This window comes from Streptomyces sp. NPDC050997 (assembly GCF_040660135.1).
Classification (GTDB): domain Bacteria; phylum Actinomycetota; class Actinomycetes; order Streptomycetales; family Streptomycetaceae; genus Streptomyces.
In genome coordinates this window covers 73,549-94,738 of sequence record NZ_JBFAGK010000001.1, presented here as the reverse complement: position 1 = coordinate 94,738, position 21,190 = coordinate 73,549, and the positions used below count along the sequence as shown (strand labels likewise).

At 72.4% G+C, this 21,190-nt stretch carries 20 protein-coding genes; 13 read left to right on the top strand and 7 right to left on the bottom strand.

What is annotated here, in order from left to right:
- Positions 1-155: 155 nt before the first annotated feature.
- Positions 156-755: a nucleotidyltransferase family protein gene (locus AB0H86_RS00475; RefSeq protein WP_362431101.1), complete on the bottom strand. Its 600-nt coding sequence runs from the start codon at positions 753-755 to the stop codon at positions 156-158.
- 192 nt (positions 756-947) lie between these two features.
- Here AB0H86_RS00475 and AB0H86_RS00470 point away from each other — a divergent pair, with 192 nt between their 5' ends.
- Positions 948-1,262, top strand: a complete 315-nt coding sequence (locus tag AB0H86_RS00470) for a DUF5955 family protein (protein WP_362431099.1) — start codon at positions 948-950, stop codon at positions 1,260-1,262.
- A gap of 19 nt (positions 1,263-1,281) precedes the next feature.
- On the opposite strand, the gene AB0H86_RS00465 is transcribed toward AB0H86_RS00470, so the two are convergent.
- Positions 1,282-1,590, bottom strand: coding sequence for an antibiotic biosynthesis monooxygenase family protein (locus tag AB0H86_RS00465; protein ID WP_362431097.1), 309 nt, complete (start codon positions 1,588-1,590; stop codon positions 1,282-1,284).
- A gap of 178 nt (positions 1,591-1,768) precedes the next feature.
- Entirely contained in the window at positions 1,769-2,560 is a 792-nt protein-coding gene (locus AB0H86_RS00460) for an IclR family transcriptional regulator (RefSeq protein ID WP_362431094.1), read from the bottom strand.
- Between the two features lie 261 nt (positions 2,561-2,821).
- On the opposite strand from AB0H86_RS00460, the gene allB reads away from it, so the two are divergent.
- Positions 2,822-4,177 carry an allantoinase AllB gene (allB, locus tag AB0H86_RS00455; RefSeq protein WP_362431092.1) on the top strand — a complete coding sequence of 452 codons (1,356 nt, stop codon included), beginning with the start codon at positions 2,822-2,824 and terminating at the stop codon, positions 4,175-4,177.
- Between the two features lie 49 nt (positions 4,178-4,226).
- Positions 4,227-5,342 (top strand): allantoicase, encoded by a 1,116-nt coding sequence (alc, locus tag AB0H86_RS00450; protein ID WP_362431089.1) that lies wholly within the window; start codon positions 4,227-4,229, stop codon positions 5,340-5,342.
- A gap of 248 nt (positions 5,343-5,590) precedes the next feature.
- On the opposite strand, the gene AB0H86_RS00445 is transcribed toward alc, so the two are convergent.
- Positions 5,591-6,340, bottom strand: a complete 750-nt coding sequence (locus AB0H86_RS00445) for a 3-oxoacyl-ACP reductase family protein (protein ID WP_362431086.1) — start codon at positions 6,338-6,340, stop codon at positions 5,591-5,593.
- A 175-nt stretch (positions 6,341-6,515) separates the two neighbouring features.
- Between AB0H86_RS00445 and AB0H86_RS00440 the strand changes: the two genes are divergently transcribed.
- Both AB0H86_RS00440 and AB0H86_RS00435 read left to right on the top strand, forming a co-directional pair.
- Positions 6,516-7,124, top strand: a complete 609-nt coding sequence (locus AB0H86_RS00440) for a dihydrofolate reductase family protein (protein ID WP_362431084.1) — start codon at positions 6,516-6,518, stop codon at positions 7,122-7,124.
- Positions 7,125-7,358: 234 nt separating this feature from the next.
- Positions 7,359-7,754, top strand: a complete 396-nt coding sequence (locus AB0H86_RS00435) for a ribonuclease domain-containing protein (protein ID WP_362431082.1) — start codon at positions 7,359-7,361, stop codon at positions 7,752-7,754.
- Positions 7,755-7,788: 34 nt separating this feature from the next.
- Here AB0H86_RS00435 and AB0H86_RS00430 read toward each other — a convergent pair whose 3' ends face one another.
- A complete protein-coding gene (locus AB0H86_RS00430; protein ID WP_362431080.1) occupies positions 7,789-7,989 on the bottom strand; it encodes a hypothetical protein in 201 nt (66 codons plus the stop codon).
- A gap of 179 nt (positions 7,990-8,168) precedes the next feature.
- Here AB0H86_RS00430 and AB0H86_RS00425 point away from each other — a divergent pair, with 179 nt between their 5' ends.
- From AB0H86_RS00425 to AB0H86_RS00415, 3 genes are all read left to right on the top strand, one after another.
- Entirely contained in the window at positions 8,169-9,419 is a 1,251-nt protein-coding gene (locus AB0H86_RS00425) for a histidine kinase (protein ID WP_362431078.1), read from the top strand.
- 126 nt (positions 9,420-9,545) lie between these two features.
- Positions 9,546-10,226 (top strand): response regulator transcription factor, encoded by a 681-nt coding sequence (locus AB0H86_RS00420; RefSeq protein WP_362431075.1) that lies wholly within the window; start codon positions 9,546-9,548, stop codon positions 10,224-10,226.
- Between the two features lie 44 nt (positions 10,227-10,270).
- Positions 10,271-11,455: a cytochrome P450 gene (locus AB0H86_RS00415; RefSeq protein WP_362431073.1), complete on the top strand. Its 1,185-nt coding sequence runs from the start codon at positions 10,271-10,273 to the stop codon at positions 11,453-11,455.
- A gap of 34 nt (positions 11,456-11,489) precedes the next feature.
- On the opposite strand, the gene AB0H86_RS00410 is transcribed toward AB0H86_RS00415, so the two are convergent.
- Entirely contained in the window at positions 11,490-12,512 is a 1,023-nt protein-coding gene (locus AB0H86_RS00410; RefSeq protein ID WP_362431070.1) for a Gfo/Idh/MocA family oxidoreductase, read from the bottom strand.
- A gap of 129 nt (positions 12,513-12,641) precedes the next feature.
- Here AB0H86_RS00410 and AB0H86_RS00405 point away from each other — a divergent pair, with 129 nt between their 5' ends.
- From AB0H86_RS00405 to AB0H86_RS00390, 4 genes are all read left to right on the top strand, one after another.
- Positions 12,642-13,379 carry a GntR family transcriptional regulator gene (locus AB0H86_RS00405; protein ID WP_362431068.1) on the top strand — a complete coding sequence of 246 codons (738 nt, stop codon included), beginning with the start codon at positions 12,642-12,644 and terminating at the stop codon, positions 13,377-13,379.
- A 280-nt stretch (positions 13,380-13,659) separates the two neighbouring features.
- Complete coding sequence (locus AB0H86_RS00400; protein WP_362431066.1) at positions 13,660-14,808, top strand: ROK family glucokinase; 1,149 nt, start codon at positions 13,660-13,662, stop codon at positions 14,806-14,808.
- Positions 14,805-15,389 (top strand): sugar kinase, encoded by a 585-nt coding sequence (locus AB0H86_RS00395; protein WP_362431063.1) that lies wholly within the window; start codon positions 14,805-14,807, stop codon positions 15,387-15,389. The genes AB0H86_RS00400 and AB0H86_RS00395 overlap by 4 nt, the downstream gene beginning before the upstream one ends.
- Before the next feature lie 95 nt (positions 15,390-15,484).
- Complete coding sequence (locus AB0H86_RS00390; protein ID WP_362431060.1) at positions 15,485-18,313, top strand: DEAD/DEAH box helicase; 2,829 nt, start codon at positions 15,485-15,487, stop codon at positions 18,311-18,313.
- Here AB0H86_RS00390 and AB0H86_RS00385 read toward each other — a convergent pair.
- Entirely contained in the window at positions 18,279-18,755 is a 477-nt protein-coding gene (locus tag AB0H86_RS00385) for a hypothetical protein (protein WP_362431058.1), read from the bottom strand. The genes AB0H86_RS00390 and AB0H86_RS00385 overlap by 35 nt on opposite strands.
- Positions 18,756-19,023: 268 nt before the next feature.
- On the opposite strand from AB0H86_RS00385, the gene AB0H86_RS00380 reads away from it, so the two are divergent.
- The gene (locus tag AB0H86_RS00380) at positions 19,024-21,144 is read left to right on the top strand and encodes an SWIM zinc finger family protein (RefSeq protein ID WP_362431056.1); all 2,121 of its coding nucleotides are present in this window, start codon (positions 19,024-19,026) and stop codon (positions 21,142-21,144) included.
- The last annotated feature ends 46 nt before the right edge of the window (positions 21,145-21,190 follow it).

Sequence of the window (21,190 nt, the reverse complement as noted above, 5' to 3'; positions counted from 1 at the left end):
CGGGTGCCGGGCGACCCGGGTGAGGCGGGAAGCACCCGGGAGGGGCCGGGCGCTTCTGAACAGTGGATACTAGTTTCCTCATCGTGGAACTTCAATGGTTTGTTGATATCGAGACTCTCCGCACCGAGGCAAGGTGGCGCTCGGTGTCATCACGTTCACTCAAGGTGTTTCAGATCCGCCACGGTGTCGATGTCGTACGGCCTCGCCACATCCCCGCACTCGACGAGCGTGATCGCCTCCTCACGCGCCTTCAGATAGGCGCGTGCCCCCCGGTCGCCGGTCGCAGTCGCGGTGACGCCCGCCCAGTGGGCGGCTCCGAGCAGGACGGGATGCCCGCGCACCCCCTCATAGGTGGCCGAGACCAGTGACGTCTCGTCCGACCCGGCGGCGATCACCCGGGCCATCGCCGCCGCCCCGATGCCTGGCTGGTCGACCAGCGAGACCAGCGCCGCCCGCGCTCCCGTCCCGGCGAGCGAGCCGAGCCCGGCCCGCAGCGACGAGCCCATGCCGTCGGCCCAGTCGGGGTTCTCCACGAGCACGCAGTCGCCGAGCTCCGCCCGTTCCCGTACGGCGTCGGCGGCGGCCCCGAGGACCACGTGGACGCGGGTGCAGCCGGCCGCGCGCAGCGCACCGACCGCGTGCTCGACCAGGGGTCGTCCCCGGTACGGCAGCAGGGCCTTGGGCCGTCCGCCGAGTCGCCGTCCGCCGCCGGCCGCGAGAAGCAGTCCGGCCGGCCGCTGTTCGTTCTCCGTCATGCGTCCTGCATACCTGACGCCCAGGCGGACACCCGGTTCCGCAGGGCTGAATTTCGGTCCTGACGGTGGCGCATCCGTCATCTGGTGGCGTTTACTGACCCGCGTCCCCCGGCGCCCGACCAGCGCCCATGGGTAGCGCTGGGTGGGACGGGAACGTGCGGGCGCACGACGGCGTGCGAGGGGGGGACGGCTGTGTTGCGGAGCTTGGGACAGAGACCGGAGACCGGCGGCGACGAGGACCTCAAAGTGGCGGAACTACGGGCCGCGGTGTCCCGGCTGCGCCGCGAACTCGCCGCGCATCCGGCCGAGTTCCCCGACCGCGCCATCGCGGAGGACGAACTCGCCACCCTGGCGGCGATGACCACCGACGGGACGCCCGAGATCCCGCGGCTGCGCCGGTCGTTGCTGCTGATCGCCGGGGCGATCGGATCCGTGAGCGCATTGACCCGGGGGCTGTCGGACGTGCGCAGCGCGGTGGACCTGTTCGGGGAACCACCGCGCCGCTGAACCGCCCTCCCGGGCCGGCTCAGATGTCGACGACCACTTCGTAGCCACCGCTCTGCATGTCCTCGCACAGGGCGGAGGCGGCGTTCAGGCGCTCTGTGAACTCAGGAGAGGCCTGCCAGGCGCGCATCGAGTCGAGGTCGTGCCAGGAAGCGAAGGACACGAAGGCGTTCGGGTCCCTGAGGTCCCGGACCAGACGGGCTCCGAGGAGCCCCTGGTGTTCCTTTCCGGTCCAGGTGAGGAACTCCCGCCAGCGGTCGATGAACTCGTCGGCGCTTCCCTCTTTGACCTGCCACTTCCCCGAGGACCAGTACTTGTTCTCCTGCAGCATGATGGACACCTCGCTCCACTGCCGGCCCCCTGCTTCCAGGCTAGGCCCAAGGTGTCCGCGTCGCTTGCGGCACCGGGCCCCGTAAGGGGCGCGGGGAACTGCGCGACCAGCCCCCACCGGCCCGCAGGGAACCGCGCGCCCCCACCGGCCCGCAGTTGTCGCCGTCCTCCAGCGGAGCTCACGGCCCCGAGCTCGCCAGTGCCTCCGACAGCTCCGACGCCACCTGCTGCAGCACAGGCACGATCTTGTCCGTCGCCGCGTCGGTGACCCGGCCCGCAGGGCCCGAGATCGAAATGGCGGCGGCGGTAGGGGAGTTGGGCACCGAGACCGCGAGGCAGCGGACGCCGATCTCCTGCTCGTTGTCGTCGACCGCGTAGCCGGCTCGGCGCACCTCCTCCAGAGCGGCCAGGAAGCACTCCGGCGTGGTGATCGTCTTCTCCGTGGCGGCGGGCATACCGGTGCGGGAGAGCAGGGCGCGCACCTCGCCGTCCGGGGTGTTGGCGAGCAGCGCCTTGCCGACGCCGGTCGAGTGCGGCAGCACCCGGCGGCCCACCTCGGTGAACATGCGCATCGAGTGCTTGGACGGCACCTGCGCCACGTAGACGATCTCGTCCCCGTCCAGCAGCGCCATGTTCGCCGTCTCACCGGTCTCCTCGACCAGGCGGGCGAGGTACGGGCGCGCCCAGGTGCCGAGCAGACGGGAGGCGGACTCGCCGAGCCGGATCAGGCGCGGGCCGAGCGCATAGCGGCGGTTGGTCTGCTGGCGGACGTATCCGCAGACCACGAGGGTGCGCATCAGCCGGTGGATGGTCGGCAGCGGCAGTCCGCTGCTCGCGGAGAGCTCGCTGAGTCCCACCTCGCCGCCCGCGTCCGCCATCCGCTCGAGCAGATCGAAGGCGCGCTCGAGGGACTGGACTCCGCCGCTGGCGGACTTGGCGGAGTCGGTGGTGCTGGCGCTGGACGTCGGCACGGCGCGTTCCTTTCGGCACAGGCGGGAAGAGCAGAAGCCTACCCGCCAGTCGGTTGACTCCCTGCTGGTACGTCAGTACGTTCTGCTTGCCGGAATTCTATTTCCACTTTGTGGAAACGTCCAGAGTGAGCGCCTCGTGGCCTTGTGGGGAAGTGTGCCCTTGACGGCTCGGAAGCGGGAGTGAAGACTCCTTCAACAGAAAGTTGAATTCCGTTACGTGGAAGTAAACGGCGGAGTGGAAGCGGAGTGAAAGAGGCCCCGGTGTCCGACGTAGAACTGGTGTTGCGCTCGACGCGGGTCATCACCCCGGAGGGGACGCGCGCCGCCTCGGTCGCGGTCACCGCCGGGACGATCACCGCCGTCCTGCCCTACGACGCTCCCGTACCCGAGAGCGCCCACCTGGAGGACGTCGGCGACGACGTCCTGCTGCCCGGCCTGGTCGACACCCACGTGCATGTCAACGACCCCGGCCGCACCGACTGGGAGGGCTTCTGGACCGCCACCCGCGCCGCGGCCGCCGGTGGCATCACCACCCTCGTCGACATGCCGCTCAACTCCCTCCCGCCCACGACCACCGTGGACCATCTCCGTACGAAGCGGGACGTGGCCGCCGACAAGGCGCACATCGACGTCGGCTTCTGGGGCGGAGCCCTGCCCGACAACGTCAAGGACCTGCGCCCGCTGCACGAGGCCGGTGTCTTCGGCTTCAAGGCGTTCCTGTCGCCGTCGGGCGTGGACGAGTTCCCGCACCTTGGCCGGCACCAACTCGCCCAGTCCCTCGCGGAGATCGCGTCCTTCGACGGCCTGCTGATCGTGCACGCCGAGGACCCGGGCCACCTGGACGCCGCCCCGCAGCACGGCGGCCCCCGGTACGCCGACTTCCTGGCCTCCCGCCCGCGCGACGCCGAGGACACCGCGATCGCTCAGCTCATCGCCCAGGCGAAGCGCCTCGACGCGCGCGTGCACGTCCTGCATCTGTCGTCGTCCGACGCGCTGCCGCTGATCGCCGCCGCCAAGGCCGAGGGTGTCCGCGTCACGGTCGAGACCTGCCCGCACTACCTCACCCTCACCGCCGAGGAAGTCCCGGACGGTGCCAGCGAGTTCAAGTGCTGCCCGCCGATTCGCGAGTCCGCGAACCAGGACCTGCTGTGGCAGGCGCTGGCGGACGGCACGATCGACTGCGTGGTCACGGACCACTCCCCGTCCACGGCCGACCTGAAGACCGACGACTTCGCCACCGCCTGGGGCGGCATCTCGGGCCTCCAGCTGAGCCTCGCCGCGGTGTGGACTCAGGCGCGCGGACGCGGGCACGGCCTGGAGGACGTGGTCCGCTGGATGTCCGCGCGGACGGCCGATCTGGTGGGCCTGCGGCAGAAGGGCGCCATCGAGGCCGGCCGCGACGCCGACTTCGCCGTCCTCGCACCCGACGCCACCTTCACCGTGGACCCGGCCGCCCTCCAGCACCGCAACCGTGTGACGGCGTACGCGGGGAAGACACTGCACGGCGTGGTGCGGTCCACCTGGCTGCGCGGCCAACGCGTCTTCGTGGACGGCGAGTTCACCGAGCCGAAGGGGCACATGCTCACGCGAACCCCCACCCCGACCTCAACCCCTTGAACCGATGGGCCGCCTGCCCAGCTGAGCCCCCCAGAAAGGCCTGATCACCGTGACGGCGATGGAGAGTTTCACCGGCGACGCGAACCCCTACGGAGGCGGTGACCCGTACGCGGACTACCGCACCGCCGCATTTCCCTTCACCCAGTACGCCAACCTCGCCGACCGACAGCTCGGTGCCTCAGTCATCGCCGCCAACGACGAGTTCTTCGCCCAGCGCGAGAACCTGCTGCTGCCCGGACCCGCCGAGTTCGACCCCGAACACTTCGGGCACAAGGGCAAGATCATGGACGGCTGGGAGACAAGGCGCCGCCGGGGCACATCCGCCGACCACCCGTGGCCGACGGCCGAGGACCACGACTGGGCGCTGGTCCGCCTCGGCGCGGCGGGCGTGATCCGCGGCATCGTCGTCGACACGGCCCACTTCCGCGGCAACTACCCCCAGGCGGTTTCGATCGAGGGCACGTCGGTGCCGGGGCACCCGTCCCCGGCGGAACTCCTCGGGGGCGACGTGAAGTGGACGACGCTCGTCCCGCGCACGCCGGTCGGCGGCCACGCGGCGAACGGTTTCGCCGTATCGGTCGAACAGCGCTTCACACACCTGCGCGTCAACCAGCATCCCGACGGCGGCATCGCGCGGCTCCGGGTGTACGGCGAGGTCGTACCCGACCCGAAGTGGCTGGAGGTCCTCGGCACCTTCGACGTGGTCGCCCTGGAGAACGGCGGCCGGGCCGAGGACGCCTCCAACCTCTTCTACTCACCGGCCTCCAACACCATCCAGCCGGGCCGCTCCCGCAAGATGGACGACGGCTGGGAGACACGCCGCCGCCGGGACCAGGGCAACGACTGGATCCGCTACCGGCTGGTGGCCCGGTCCCAGATCCGCGCGCTCGAGATCGACACCGCGTACCTGAAGGGCAACAGCGCGGGCTGGGCGTCCGTCTCGGTCCGGGACGGCGAGGAAGGCGAGTGGACGGAGATCCTCCCGCGCACCCGCCTCCAGCCGGACACCAACCACCGCTTCGTCCTCCCGGCCCCGGCCGTCAGCACGCACGCGCGCGTGGACATCTATCCCGACGGCGGCATCTCCCGACTGCGCCTGTTCGGCTCCCTGACGGAAGAGGGCACGTCGGCCCTGACGGCCCGCCATCAGGAGCTGGGCGGCTGAGCCAGACCTTTTTACGGCCCCGCCGCCCCTACCCGTCCCGACCCGGGGGCCAGCCCCCGGACCCCCGCTCCTCAAACGCCGGAGGGGCTGATTTCAGCTCAGCCAAATCCAGCCCGTCCGGCGTTTGAGGACGAGGCCCTTCGGGTCGAAGCGGGGTGCGGGGCGGAGCCCCGCGAAGGGGGCCCAGGGGGCGGCGCCCCCGGGTCGGGACGGGTAGGGGCGGCGGGGGCGAAAAAGCCCCACGCCCGTCACGCCGCATGACCCCCGTCCACGGAGAACTCGCCCCCCGTCACATACTCCGCCCCCGCCAGATACGCCACCGTCCCCGCCACTTCCGACGCCGTCCCGAACCGCCCCAACGCCGTCATCGCCGCCTGCGCCTGCGCATACGGCCCGTCCGCCGGATTCATGTCCGTGTCGATCGGCCCGGGATGCACGATGTTCGCCGTGATCCCCCGCGCCCCCAGCTCCCTGGCCAGCGCCTTCGTGAGCCCGATCAACGCCGACTTGCTCATCGCGTAGAGCGTCCCACCCGGCCCCGGAACCCGCTGTGACATACACGTACCGATGGTGATGATCCGGCCCCGCGCGCCCATCCGGGAGGCAGCCGCCTGGGACGCCAGAAAGACCCCGCGCACATTCACGGCCAGCACCCGGTCCACCTCACCGACCGACAGTCTCTCCAGGGGCCCCTGAAGCCCCACCCCCGCGTTGTTCACCAACACGTCCAGCCGGCCCCCGAGCGCCTCCGCCGCCCGCTCCACCGCTCCCGCCGCCTCGTCCGCGTCCGAGGAGTCCGCCCGCAGCGCCACCGCCTGCCGTCCCAGCGCCCGCACGGCCCGTACGACGTCCTCGGCCGCCTCCTTGCCGTTCACGTAGGTGACGGCCACATGCGCGCCCTCCTGGGCGAGCCGCAGGGCCGTCGCCGCGCCGATACCCCGGCTGCCGCCGGTCACCAGAGCCACCTTGCCGTTCAGAGATCCGTACGTCGTCGTCATGGGTCCATCTCAGCCGCCCCCGCCCCGGAAGACCGGCGGCGAACGGACATCGACGTCAGCTGTCCGGAGCAATCCGAGCGGGGCCCGACCGGCGGAGTGTTCTCCGATGAGTTGCGGGTGCCGATGGGGTCTGCCCTGATGACAACAGACCCCTACCGCAGAGAGAAGGCACCCCATGGGCAGGCTCGTCTCCACCATCTTCGTCACCCTCGACGGCGTCTACCAGGCCCCCGGCGGCCCCCAGGAGGACCCCAGCGGCGGCTTCGACCAGGGCGGCTGGAGCGTCCCGTACGGCGACGACGACTTCGGCCGGTTCGTCACCGAGGTCTTCGAGCGCGTCGGCGGCTTCCTCCTCGGCCGCCGTACGTACGAGATCTTCGCCTCCTACTGGCCGAAGATGACCGACCCGTCCGACCCCATCGCCTCGAAGCTGAACGCGCTGCCGAAGTACGTCGTCTCCGGCACCCTCGACGCGCCCGAGTGGTCCGGCACCACGGTGATCGACGGCGACCTCGCCAAGGAGGTGTCCGCCCTCAAGGAGCGCACCGACGGTGAGCTCCAACTGCACGGCAGCGGCGCCCTCGTCCGCTCCCTGCTGGCCCTCGACCTCGTCGACACCCTGCACCTGCTGAGCTTCCCGGTCGTGCTGGGCGCGGGCCGTCGCCTGTTCACCGAGGGCGCCGTACCGACCGCCTTCCGGCACACCGGCGGACGCGTCACGGCAGCGGGCGTCTCCATCCAGTCGTACGACCTGGCGGGCCGCCCGGAGTACGGGTCGTACTGAGCGCGGCCCGGCCGGATCCGGCGCTGTCGGGCCCGTCACCGGGGGTGGACGTGTTCTCGTACAGGATGCGCGATCTGCCGCAGCCCCCGGACGAGGTGTCGATCGAGTTCGGGTGACGGGGCGGAGAGTTGACCCGGGGCGAAGGTTAACTCCCGGAAAACTCATCCGGCGTCATGGAAAAATCTCTGGAGTTGTCATTGACATGTCACTGTCTACGCGCGTCATCATAAGGCCATGAGATTCCCCCCACGAATCACTCGCATCGGCGCGGCGGCCACGCTCCTGTCCGCCGTCCTCATCGGCGGCACCGTCTCCGCCACCTCGGCGAACGCCACCGCCACCGCGGTCGGCAGCATCTGTTACGGCGACCTGCCCTCACAGGCCTACGACACGCTCGAACTGATCGAGCAGGGCGGTCCCTACCCGTACTCGCAGGACGGGAGCGTCTTCCAGAACCGGGAAGGAGTCCTGCCCAGCCAGTCCAGCGGCTACTACCACGAGTACACGGTGAAGACACCTGGCTCGTCCACGCGCGGAGCCCGCCGCATCGTGACGGGCAACAAGACCCAGGAGGACTACTACACGGCGGACCACTACGTCACGTTCGACCTGGTCGACTACGGCTGCTGAGCCGGGTGGTCCCGGCCGGAGGACCGGCGCGGAATCAGTCGGACCTCCGGCTCTCGGCCACGGCGAACAGCGCGAACGCCAGCACGATCAGGGCGACGCTCGCGTAGATTTCGTAGCCGTCGAGAAAACCGATCCGCTGTACGAGACCGATGTGCCAGTCGGTGAACTCGTGCAGCAGGCCCATCGCACCCTGCACCAGGGCCAGGAATCCGAGTAGCTCCAGCAACTGCTTCATGGGTAAGACCCTCGCCCCGCGGACCCCCCACCCACATCGGCCGCGGGGCGAGGCACGTCCGACGTAAGCCTCTCTCCCACCGGGGCGGACGCGTCGAAAGTCTCCGCCGCCGCGACTTTGGTCGACCATCCCGTGCAGGGAGGGGTGCCCCGCCCCCGTACTGCGTAGATTTGTCGACCATGAGTGCTGACGAGAACGTGGCCGTGCCGCAGCCCCTCTCCGGGCCGCGATGGCTCCTGCCGTCGGCCCTGCTGGCGGAGTTCGACCCGGACACCGACCGACCCGGGCGGCGGCCCCGGCGCACCGGGCGGGACTGGATCGTCGACTTCTCCGCCTTCTTCCTCGCCGTGGGCGTCGGTCTGCTGGGCGCCGACGCGGTGAGCGACAATCCGAACGTCTCTCACGATTTCGCCGTCCTGGACCAGTGGATCGGCGCCCTGGCCTGCGCCGCGGTGTGGCTGCGCCGCCGCTGGCCGCTCGGACTGGCCGTGGCGACGATCCCCGCCGGGGCCTTCTCGGACACCGCGGGCGGCGCGTGCATGATCGCCCTGTTCACGCTCGCCGTGCACCGCCCCTTCCGGTACGTGGCCTGGGTGGGCGGCATCAGCATGGCGCTGGTCCCGATCTACTACCGGTTGCGCCCCGACCCCGACCTGCCGTATGTCGTCGCGGTCGCCATCTTCGTGCTGCTGACCGCCGCGCTGGTCGGCTGGGGCCTGCTGGTACGCGCCAAGCGGCACCTGATGCTGAGCCTGCGCGATCGCGCCCGGCGGGCCGAGACGGAGGCGCGGCTGCGCGCGGAGCAGGCGCAGCGGCTCGCCCGCGAGGCCATCGCCCGGGAGATGCACGACGTGCTCGCGCACCGGCTGACGCTGCTGAGCGTGCACGCGGGCGCCCTGGAGTTCCGGCCGGACGCGCCCCGCGAGGAGGTCGCCAGGGCGGCCGGGGTCATCCGGGAGAGCGCGCACGAGGCCCTGCAGGACCTGCGGGAGATCATCGGCGTGCTGCGGACGGGCGACTCCGACGACGCCGGTCGCCCGCAGCCGACGCTGGCCGCGCTGGACGTGCTGGTCGCCGAGTCCCGCGAGGCCGGCATGAAGGTCACCCTCGACAGCCGCGTCACCGACCCTGGCGCGGTCCCCGCCTCGGTCGGCCGCACCGCCTACCGCATCGCCCAGGAGGGCCTGACCAACGCCCGCAAGCACGCCCCCGGCGCCGAGGTCTCGGTGTCCGTCACCGGCGCCCCGGGAGAGGGCCTCACCCTGTCGGTGCGCAACCCGCCTCCCGAGGGCGAGATCCCGCACGTCCCCGGCTCCGGCCAGGGACTGATCGGCCTGACCGAACGCGCGACCCTGACCGGCGGCCGGCTGGAGCACGGAGTGGAGGGAGAAGGGGGGTTCGGGCTGCGGGCGTGGTTGCCGTGGGCCTGAGCGCCGGCACACGTCAACTTCCGCGGCACCACCGCGACTCCGCATCGCGCAACGCCTCGCGCAACCCTGATCCCGCAAGCCCAAAACCGTGATCCCACACGACACAACCGTGGTTACGTAGGCCTCATGACTGCGATCAGACTGCTCCTCGTCGACGACGACCCGCTGGTCAGAGCCGGCCTGTCCCTGATGTTGGGCGGTGCCGACGACATCGAGATCGTCGGCGAGGCGGCCGACGGCGACGAGGTCGAGGCGCTCGTCGACCGCACCCGCCCGGACGTCGTCCTGATGGACATCCGGATGCCCTTGGTGGACGGCCTGACCGCCACGGAGCTGCTGCGCGGCCGGGCCGAGGCCCCGCAGGTCGTGGTCCTGACCACCTTCCACGCCGACGAGCAGGTGCTGCGGGCCCTGCGCGCGGGTGCCGCCGGCTTCGTCCTCAAGGACACCCCGCCGGCCGAGATCCTCGACGCCGTACGCCGGGTCGCGGCCGGCGACCCCGTGCTGTCGCCCACCGTGACCCGCCGGTTGATGGACCACGCGGCCGGCACCACCGCCGACACGCGCCGCACGCGCGCGCGGGAGCGCGTCGCGGCCCTCAACGACCGAGAGCGCGAGGTCGCCGTCGCGGTCGGCCGGGGCATGGCCAACGCCGAGATCGCCACCGCGCTCTTCATGAGCGTCGCCACGGTCAAGACCCATGTCTCCCGCATCCTGGCCAAGCTCGACCTCAACAACCGTGTGCAGATCGCCCTGTTGGCGTACGACGCGGGGCTTCTTGAGGAACCGGAGGGAAACGGGCACTAACCGCGAAGGCCGGGCGTTGTGAAAGTGGCAGAAGGGGGAGTGCCATGACAGAGGTGATCGACCTGGGGGAGTACGGGGACGCGTTCCGCATCGACCCGCATCCCGTGTACGCACGACTGCGCGCCCGCGGCCCGGTCCACCGGGTGCGACCGCCCGGATCCCGTGCCGACTACTGGACCTGGCTCGTCGTCGGGCACGAGGAGGCGCGCGCGTCGCTCGCCGACTCCCGGCTGTCCAAGGACAGCCGAAGGCTGGGGGTGACGTTCCCCGACGAGGAGTTGATCGGCAGGCATCTGCTGGGTGCCGACCCGCCCGAGCACACCCGGCTGCGCGGGCTCGTCTCGCGTGCCTTCACCATGCGCCGGGTCGAGGAACTGCGGCCGAGGATCCAGCAGATCACCGACGACCTGCTCGACGCGATGCTGCCGCAGGGCCGTGCCGACCTCGTGGAGGCGCTCTCCTATCCGCTGCCGATCACCGTGATATGCGAGCTCCTCGGAGTGCCCGAGATGGACCGGACGGAGTTCCGGAAGATGTCGACCGAAGTGGTCGCACCCACCAACGGCGACACCGAGTACGAGTCCGTGACGCGGCTCGCCGAGTACCTCACCGACCTGATCGAGGACAAGCGACGGGCCGGACCGAGCGGCGACCTCCTCGGCGACCTGATCCGCACCACCGCCGAGGACGGCGACCGGCTCTCCCCGCAGGAACTGCGGGGCATGGCCTTCATCCTGCTGATCGCCGGCCACGAGACGACGGTCAACCTCATCACCAGCGGAGTCCACGCGCTGCTCACCCACCCGGACCAACTCGCCGCCCTGCGCGCCGACATGAGCCTGATGGGCAGCGCCGTCGAGGAGATGCTGCGCTACGAGGGCCCGGTGGAGAACGCCACGTTCCGCTACGCCGCCGAACCCCTGGACATCGCCGGCACCCCCGTGGAGCGGGGCGACACCGTGATGATCGGCCTCACCTCGGCCGACCGGGACGCCGCCCGCTACCCGGCCCCGGACCGCTTCGACATCCGCCGGGACACCCGCGGCCACGTGGCCTTCGGCCACGGCATCCACTACTGCCTCGGCGCCCCGCTGGCCCGCCTGGAAGCCCGCACGGCGATCCGCTCCCTCCTGGACCGCGCCCCCGCCCTCGCCCTCGACGGCCGCCCCGGCGACTGGCTTCCCGGCATGCTGATCCGCGGGCTGCGCAGCCTGCCGGTGCGCTGGTAGCGCCCCGATGAGCGGCTATTCGCCAGGCGTTCGCTCAGCCCGCCATCGGCCACGCCCCGCCCACCATCTCCGTCAGCCCCACGGCCCGTCGCTCCCGCCGCGACACCTCACAGGCCTCGGCGATCCGCAACGCCTGCAAGGCCTCCCGGCCGTCGCACGGATTGGGCCGCCCGCCTCGCACCACATCGACGAACGCGCACAGCTCGGCCTCGTAGGCGGGCCCGAACCGCTCCAGGAACCCGGTCCACGGCTTGTCCGCGGCCGGCGGCCCGGTCGGCTCGGTGGACGCGATCGGCGTACGGTCGTCCAGGCCCACCACGATCTGGTCCAGCTCCCCGGCGAGCTCCATCCGCACGTCGTATCCGGCCCCGTTCAACCGGGTCGCGGTGGCCGTCGCGAGTGTGCCGTCGTCCAAGGTGAGCAGCACCGCCCCGGTGTCGACGTCGCCCGCCTCACGGAACATCGCGGGACCGGCGTCGGAACCGGCCGCGTACACGTCGACGACCTCGCGCCCCGTCACCCAGCGCAGGATGTCGAAGTCGTGGATCAGGGCGTCCCGGTACAGCCCGCCGGACACCGGCAGATACGCGGCCGACGGCGGCGCCTGGTCGGACGTCAGCGCCCGCACGGTGTGCAGCCGCCCGAGCCGCCCCGAACGCACCGCCTCGCGCGCGCCCGAGTAGCCCGCGTCGAAGCGGCGCTGGAACCCCATCTGCAGGACCGTGCCCGCCGTCTCGACCTCACGGATCGCCTCTAAGGTGCCGGCGAGGTCGAGGGCGATCGGCTTCTCGCAGAACACGGGAAGCTTCGCGCGTGCTGCCCGACCGATCAGTTCGGCGTGTGCCGACGTCGTCGTCGTGATCACCACGGCGTCCACGCCCCACCGGAAGATCTCGTCCACCCCCGGCGCCGCCGTCTCACCCAGCCGGTACGCCAGGTCCTGGGCCCGTGCCGGGTCCGCGTCCGTGAGGATCAGGGAGCCGACCTCCCGGTTCTTGCTGAGGGTGTTCGCATGAATGGTGCCGATGCGACCCGTACCGATGACTCCGATGCGCATGTGAACAAAGTGCGTGCGGACCCGCCGCGCTGTCAATGCGCATGTCCGGACAATCGAACTACACAACTTCCCGTCATCAGCGCACGGAGCTACGCTCGGCCCGTGCCGAAACCAGGAGTGGACCCGACCGTGACGCTCGATCTCCGCGTGGACCGCAGCAGCCCCGTGCCGTTGTACTTCCAGCTGTCCCAGCAGCTGGAGGCCGCGATCGAACACGGAGCGCTCACCCCCGGCAGCCTGCTGGGCAACGAGATCGAGCTCGCGGCCCGGCTCGGCCTGTCACGCCCCACCGTGCGCCAGGCCATCCAGTCGCTCGTCGACAAGGGCCTGCTGGTGCGCCGCCGCGGCGTCGGCACCCAGGTCGTGCACAGCCAGGTCAAGCGCCCGCTGGAGCTCAGCAGCCTCTTCGACGACCTGGAGGCGGCCGGCCAGCGCCCCGCGACGAAGGTCCTCGTCAACACGGTCGTCCCGGCGCCCGCGGAGATCGCGGCCGCCCTCGGTGTGGCCGAGGGCAGCGACGTACACCGGGTGGAACGGCTGCGTCTCGCGCACGGCGAGCCGATGGCGTACCTGTGCAACTACCTGCCGCCCGGTCTGATGGACCTGGACACCGCGCAGCTGGAGAGCACCGGCCTCTACCGGATGATGCGCTCCGTGGGGATCACCCTGCACAGCGCCCGCCAGTCCATCGGCGCCCGCGCGGCGACCGCCGTCGAGGCCGAGCGGCTCGCCGAGGAGGCGGGTGCCCCCCTGCTCACCATGCAGCGCACGACCTTCGACGACACCGGCCGCGCGGTCGAGTTCGGCACCCACACGTACCGGCCGACGCGCTACTCGTTCGAGTTCCAGCTGCTCGTCCGGTCATGATCCCCACCCTCGGACGGTCCCGGCCGGGCGCGAACCGTCCCTTGACTTCGTCGCAATGTCAGGACAAATCGACCGACGGGTCACGGCAACAGGCCCTCGCGTAGGTCAGAAGCTCGATGATGTGAGATGCGAGCCGCGCACGTCCTCCAGGAGCGCAGAACGTCAGGAGCGCGGGAAAAACGCGCGACCAGCCACAAAGCGCCCGCCCCCGGTACGGATAACGCTCCCCTTCGCTCCCCCGTACGGCACCCACCCCGACGGTGAGGCAGAATCGGGCGCGATGAGCACCTACGGCAACTTCAGCGCCCCCATCGGCTCCCGCCGCGCGCCAGTGCTGCGCACGGTCGGCACGAGGGAGCGCCGCTCGCACCTCACCGCCCCCCGCGTGCCCACGGTCGGTATCGACATCGGCGGCACGAAGGTGATGGCGGGCGTCGTCGACGCCGACGGCAACATCCTGGAGGTGCTCCGCACGGAGACCCCGGACAAGTCCAAGAGCCCCAAGGTGGTCGAGGACACCATCTGCGAGCTGGTCCTGGACCTGTCCGACCGGCACGACGTGCACGCGGTCGGCATCGGCGCGGCCGGCTGGGTCGACGCCGACCGCAACCGTGTGCTCTTCGCACCCCACCTGTCCTGGCGCAACGAGCCCCTGCGCGACCGCATCGCCGGCCGTCTCGCGGTCCCCGTCCTCGTCGACAACGACGCCAACACCGCCGCCTGGGCCGAGTGGCGCTTCGGCGCCGGCCGCGGCGAGGACCACCTCGTCATGATCACGCTCGGCACCGGCATCGGCGGCGCGATCCTGGAGGACGGCCAGGTCAAGCGCGGCAAGTACGGCGTCGCGGGGGAGTTCGGCCATATGCAGGTCGTCCCCGGCGGCCACCGCTGCCCGTGCGGCAACCGCGGCTGCTGGGAGCAGTACAGCTCCGGCAACGCGCTGGTCAGGGAGGCCCGCGAACTGGCCGCGGCCGACTCCCCGGTGGCGTACGGGATCATCGAGCACGTCAAGGGCAACATCGCGGACATCACCGGGCCGATGATCACCGAGCTGGCCCGCGACGGCGACGCCATGTGCATCGAACTGCTCCAGGACATCGGACAGTGGCTCGGCGTCGGCATCGCCAACCTGGCCGCCGCCCTCGACCCGTCCTGCTTCGTGATCGGCGGCGGCGTCTCGGCCGCCGACGACCTGCTGATCGGCCCCGCGCGGGACGCCTTCAAGCGGCAGCTCACCGGGCGCGGCTACCGCCCCGAGGCCCGCATCGCCCGCGCACAGCTCGGCCCCGAGGCCGGCATGGTCGGTGCCGCCGACCTCGCCCGCCTCGTCGCCCGCCGCTTCCGGCGCGCCAACCGCCGCCGGGTGGAGCGCCACGAGCGCTACGAGCGGTACGTGGAGGCTCGCCGCCCGTCGCAGGGGTCCGCGTGACCCCTGCGCTCCCACATCAGGCCTCGTCGTCCCAGGACGAGGCGGGCGGGCCGGCCGAGGACCGCCGGCACATGATCCGCCGCAGGGCGCTGACGCTGAGCATCATCGTGCTCCTCATCGGCGTCCCGGCCGGCTATCTGGTGATCTCCGCCAACCAGAGCCGCGACAGCGGCAAGGACAAGGAGGCGAAGTACTCGGCGACCGGCCTCACCGAAGGCTGGCCCTCCAAGGTCCAGCGCCGGCTGTACCAGGTGCCGATCCCGCACCCGGCGGACCAGGTCGCGTACTACGAGACCAACAACTGGAAGACCAGCCGTCTGTACGCCCAGTTCCGCACCTCGAGCGCGGGCCTGGACGCCTTCCTCACCGGCCTGGGCGTGAACCGGGGCGACCTCAAGCAGGGCAAGGTCACCGTCAGCGCCCGGGACCAGCACATCACCGGCTGGTCCTTCAAGACCCCCGGCCCCTGGTCGGGCTTCCACCACGCGCAGAAGAACCCGGCCCCCACCCAGGACATAGTCGTCAACCTGTCCAACCCGGTGTCCCCCATGGTGTACGTCGTCTCGCGCACGGTTCCGTGACAAGGGGGCTGCGGCCGGACACCGGAGCCGATTGTCAGACCCCGCCCGTAGAGTCGAAGACGACTGATCCGACAGGGCGGGAGGTGGCAGGACGTATGAGCGACACGGCTTCGATGGTCGGGCGGGCGCCGGACACCGTCCCCTTCCGGCTCGCCGCCGTCTTCCTGCCCGCGCCTCTGCCCCGCGACGGCCGCGTCGCGTTCTGGGACCCCGAGGACGGCGAACTGCCCGTCGCCCAGACCGAGATCACCGTCGTACGACGGCATGGTGCCGGAGTGCGCCGCAGGACCGCCCCCGCACTGTCGCTGCCCCTCGGCGAGGCCCTGCCCCTCCTCGTGCGCGCCCGCGGGGACCGAGCAGCCCATCCCGCCACCGCCTGCTGGGGCGCGGCCGCGCTGCACGCGCTGCGGCTCACCGCCCGCGGCCGCCTGCTCCCGGGCCTGACGGCCACCGGCCACGACGCCTGGCGGGCCGGCCCCCTCGACCCGGACGACATCGCCCACCTGCGCGCGGTCGCCGCCGCCCTGCCGTACGAGGGCCACGCGGTCCCGCTGTCCGGCCCGGGCGCGATCCGGCTGCCCGAACCGGAAGCGCTGATGCGCTCCTTCCTGGACGCGGTGGCGGACACCCTGCCCCGCACCCCGGCCGCGCCGTACGCCTCCGGCAGGCCCTTCGCGGCGCGCGAGCCCCAGCGCCTGCCCGACGCGCGGGACTGGGCCGCGGAGGTCGCCGCCGGTATGGACGCCGGCGTGCGGATCTCGCTCCGCCTGGACCTGTCGGCGTACGACCTGTTCGACGACTCGGGCGACGGTGTACGCAGCGCGGGCGCCGCGATCGTCCAGGTGCACAGCCTCGCCGACCCCACCCTCATGACGGACGCGGCGGCTCTGTGGGCGGGCCGGGCGGACGCGGCCTTCGGCCCCCGCGCGCGCGTGGACGCCGCCCTCGCCGTGCGGCGCGCGGCCCGCGTCTGGCCGCCGCTCGACCGGCTCGCCGAACAGGACGTACCAGGCGTACTCGCCCTGTCCGACGAGGAGTTGGGTGATCTGCTGGGCGTGGCCGCGACCCGGCTCGCGGCGGCCGGGGTCGCCGTGCACTGGCCCCGGGACCTCGCGCAGGACCTCAGCGCGACCGCGGTGGTCCGACCCGCGCCGGGCTCGGCGACCGACGGGACCGGCTTCTTCGAGAGCGAGGAACTGCTGCGGTTCCGTTGGCAGTTGGCGCTCGGCGGCGACCCGCTCGACGAGGCCGAGATGGACGCGCTCGCCGAGGCCCACCGCCCGGTGGTCCGCCTCCGGGACCAGTGGGTACTGGTCGACCCGGCACTCGTCCGCAAGGCCCGCAAGCGCGAACTGGGCCTGCTCGACCCGGTCGACGCGCTCTCCGTCGCCCTCACGGGCAGCGCGGAGGTCGACGGCGAGACGGTGGAGGCGGTACCAGTCGGCGCCCTGGCCACCCTGCGCGACCGCCTCACGGCCGGACTGCGTCCCGCCGAACCGCCCGCCGGCCTGCGAGCCACCCTCCGGGACTACCAACTCCGCGGACTGGCCTGGCTCGACCTCATGACCTCCCTGGGCCTGGGCGGTTGCCTGGCCGACGACATGGGACTGGGCAAGACGATCACCGTCATCGCCCTGCATCTGCGCCGGGCCCGGCAGGAGCCCACTCTCGTGGTCTGCCCGGCCTCCCTGCTCGGCAACTGGCAGCGGGAGATCAACCGGTTCGCGCCGGGCGTCCCGGTCCGCCGCTTCCACGGCCCGGACCGCAGCCTGGACGACCTCGCCGGCGGCGGCTTCGTCCTCACGACATACGGCACGATGAGGTCCGCGGCGCCACAACTGGTCGAGCAGCGCTGGGGCATGGTCGTCGCCGACGAGGCACAACACGTCAAGAACCCGTACTCGGCCACGGCGAAGGCCCTGCGCACGATCCCGACCCCCGCGCGCGTGGCCCTGACCGGCACCCCGGTCGAGAACAACCTCTCCGAACTGTGGGCGCTGCTCGACTGGACGACACCCGGGCTTCTCGGCCCCCTGAAGTCCTTCCGCGCCCGGCACGCCCGCGCGGTGGAGAACGGCGAGGACGAGGAGGCGGTGGCCCGGCTGGCCCGTCTGGTGCGCCCCTTCCTCCTGCGCCGCAAGAAGTCCGACCCCGGCATCGTCCCCGAGCTGCCCCCCAAGACCGAGACGGACCACCCCGTCCCGCTCACCCGCGAACAGGCCGCGCTGTACGAGGCGGTTGTCCGCGAGTCCCTGCTGGCCATCGAGACGGCGCAGGGCATCGCCCGCCGGGGCATGGTGCTGAAACTGCTGGGCGCGCTGAAGCAGATCTGCGACCACCCCGCGCTGTACCTGAAGGAGGACGTACCGCCGACGGCCGGTGACCGACTCGCCGCCCGCTCCGGCAAGCTGGCCCTGCTGGACGAACTGCTGGACACCTTGCTGGCCGAGGACGGCTCGGCGCTCGTCTTCACGCAGTACGTGGGGATGGCCCGGCTGATCAGCTCCCACCTGGCCGCCCGCGCGGTCCCACTCGACCTCCTGTACGGCGGCACACCGGTGCTGGAGCGCGAACGCATGGTGGACCGCTTCCAGAGCGGGGCGACCCCCGTCCTGGTGCTGTCGCTGAAGGCGGCCGGCACGGGACTGAACCTCACCCGCGCCGGGCATGTCATCCACTTCGACCGCTGGTGGAACCCCGCCGTCGAGGAACAGGCCACCGACCGCGCCTACCGCATCGGCCAGACCCAGCCGGTCCAGGTCCACCGTCTCATCACCGAGGGCACGGTCGAGGACCGCATCGCGGAGATGCTGGAGGCCAAGCGGGCCCTCGCCGACGCGATCCTCGGCTCCGGCGAGTCGGCCCTGACGGAACTGACGGACCGCGAGCTCACCGACCTGGTCTCGCTCCGGAGGACGTCATGACGGCCGGCCCCGCCGACGAGGTACGCCGGGCCCTGCGGGAGGCGCGGGCAAACGCCGCCCAGGAGACGACGACGCCCACCGACGGGCCGACGACGCCGTCCGGACGGGACGAGGAATGGGCGGCGCCCGAGGGGGCGACGGGGGTGCCCGGGCCGTCCGAGCGGCCCACGGCGCAGGGGGAGCCGTCGGCACCCGGGGGCGCGGAGCCGTCCGACGGGGCCGGGGTGACGGAGGCGACGGGGGTAACCGGGCCGTCCGAGCGGCCCACGGCGTCAGGGGAGCCGTCGGCACCCGGGGCCGCGGAGCCGTCCGACGCGGCCGAGGTGCCGGAGGCGGCTGAGGCGGCCGAGGCGGCGACTGCGGCTGAGGCGGCGGCTGAGGCGGCCGAGGTGGCGACTGTGGCCGAGGCAGCGACGACGGCCGACGAAGCCGGTGCGGGCAACGACAGCACGGCATCCGAGAGGCCTGCCGAAGCCGCGAAGCCCGAGGAACCTGCCGGGTCGGTGGGGCCTGGTGGATCCGTCGGACCGGGTGGGCCTGCTGGATCCGCCGGACCGGTCGGAGCTGGCGGACCTGCCGAACCGGTGGGGCCTGGTGGATCTGCCGGACTCGCCGGATCTGCCGAGCGGGTCCGACCTGCCGGGCCGGGTAGGCCTGCCGGATTCGCGGGGCCGGTTGGATCTGCCGGGCCTGTCGGACCTGGCGGACCTGTGGGTCCTGGTGGATCTGCCGGGTCTGCCGCGTCTGCCGGAGCGGTCGGATCTGCCGGATCTGGCGGGCCCGCCGCGCCCGCGAAGCCCGCATCGTCCCAGCCCCGCCCCGGTGACGCCGCGCGCGCGGCTCTCCGGCAGGCCGTTTCCGCTCGACGCGGTGCGGCGTCGGCCGCCGAGGAGCGTCCCGGGGGAAATGACGCCGCCGGCGGGGCGACAGACGTCACCGGGGGTCCGGCGAAGCCCCGCGCCGAGGCACCGGAGACACCCGAGGCACCCGATGTGGAGGCCGAGGCCGAAGCGTCCTGGCGACGGGACGCGCGCCCCGCGGATGTCGTGCGCGAGGCATTGCGTGCGGCGCGCAGTGAGGCCCGGCAGGCTCGTGGCGCCGCCATGCCCTCCGACGGGAATGCCGCACGCCTCAAGGGCGAAACCGCGCGCCGACCGGGGCGAACCCCGGCCACGGGCCGGGCTCGCACAGACACGGCCGAACAGACCGCCGAGCGGCGAGCGCGGGACGTACGGGCCATGCTGGCCGACGCCTTCCGGATGCCCGACACCGCGACCTCGCCGGAGGCGGACTCCGGTGACGGCTCCGGTTCGGGGTCGGGGAGTTCGCGTGCGGGGTCGCAGGCGCCGGGTGCTTTTCGGGTGTCCGACACGGTGGCCTCGCCGGAAGTGGAAACCGACGGCGACCCCAATGCGCGCCAGGCGAGTCCGCCCGCCGGAACGTCGGTGTCTGACCCGGCGCCCGGGGACACCGACGCTGCCCTCACGTGGCCGGCCTCAGCCTCGCCGCAGTCGTCCACAGGCGCGGCTTCCTCGCCCCCGCCCGCCCCGCCCCGCCATCCCCGCTCCATGGCCGCTCCCGCCCGTGACAGCGAGCTGCGTCGTACGTTCCCCGCGTTCCCGCCCAGGGCCTCGGACGATGCCGGGTTCGCCGAGACATGGTGGGGCAATGCCTGGGTCGCCGCGCTGGAGGAGGGCGCGCTGGACGCCAAGCGGCTGGCGCGGGGCCGTGCGTACGCCGAGCAGGGGCACGTGGACGCCATCACGGTGACACCGGGGCTCGTGCTCGCGTACGTGCAGGGGAGCCGTCCCAGGCCGTACCGCGTCCAGGTACGGCTGCGCACGCTCGACGACGCCGACTGGGACGGTTTCCTGGACCGCGCCGCCGAACGCCCCGGGGACATCGCCGCGCTGCTCGACAAGGAGATGCCCCACACCCTGGCCGACTCCGGTGTGCCGCTGCTCCCGGGCCCGGGCGACCTGGACCCCCGTTGCAGCTGCCCCGACTCCGGTCACCCCTGCAAACACGCCGCCGCCCTCTGCTATCAGACCGCCCGCCTGCTGGACGCCGACCCCTTCGTCCTGCTTCTCCTGCGCGGCCGCGGCGAACGCGAACTGCTCGACGCCCTGTCCCGCCTCAGTGCCGCCCGCGCGGCCCGCGCCGCCCAGGAACAGGGACCGGCACCCGTACCCGGCGTACGGGCCACGGACGCCCTCACCCCCCGTCGCCTCCCGCCGCTTCCGACGCCGTTGCCGGTGCCCCCGCACCCGGGCCAGCCGCCGGTGTACCCCGCGACCTCGGGCGGCCCGGACCCCTTCGCCCTGGACCAACTGGCGACCGACGCGGCGGCCCGGGCCCACGCGCTGCTCGCCACCGGCCGCGACCCGGTCGGCGAACTGACCCTGTGGCAGGACGCGGTACGACTCGCCGCGGCCCGCCCCGGTTCCGGACTCACCGCGGGCACCCGCACCCTCTACTCCTCGCTGGCCACCGCCGCCGGCCGCACCCCCGCCGACCTGGCGCGCGCGGTCGCCGCGTGGCGGCAGGGCGGCCTGGAGGGCCTCAGCGTCCTCGAAGAGACCTGGGATCCGCCGGCCGGCCGCTTCGACCGTGCCCGCCCGCTCCTCCTCGCCGCCGATCTCCCGGCCTTCCGACCCTGGCACAACCACCTCACCCACCCCCGCGGCCACGTCCAGCTCCGCCTCGGCCGCGACGGACTCTGGTACGCCTACGAATCGGAACCGGGCCACGACGACTGGTGGCCCCGCGGCACCCCCGACCTGGACCCGGTCGGCGCCCTGACGGGCCTGGGGGCACCGGGCGGACTCTGAGCCCCGATGCCGCCGGTCGTTTCGACGCCGTCGTCCGGCATCCGGT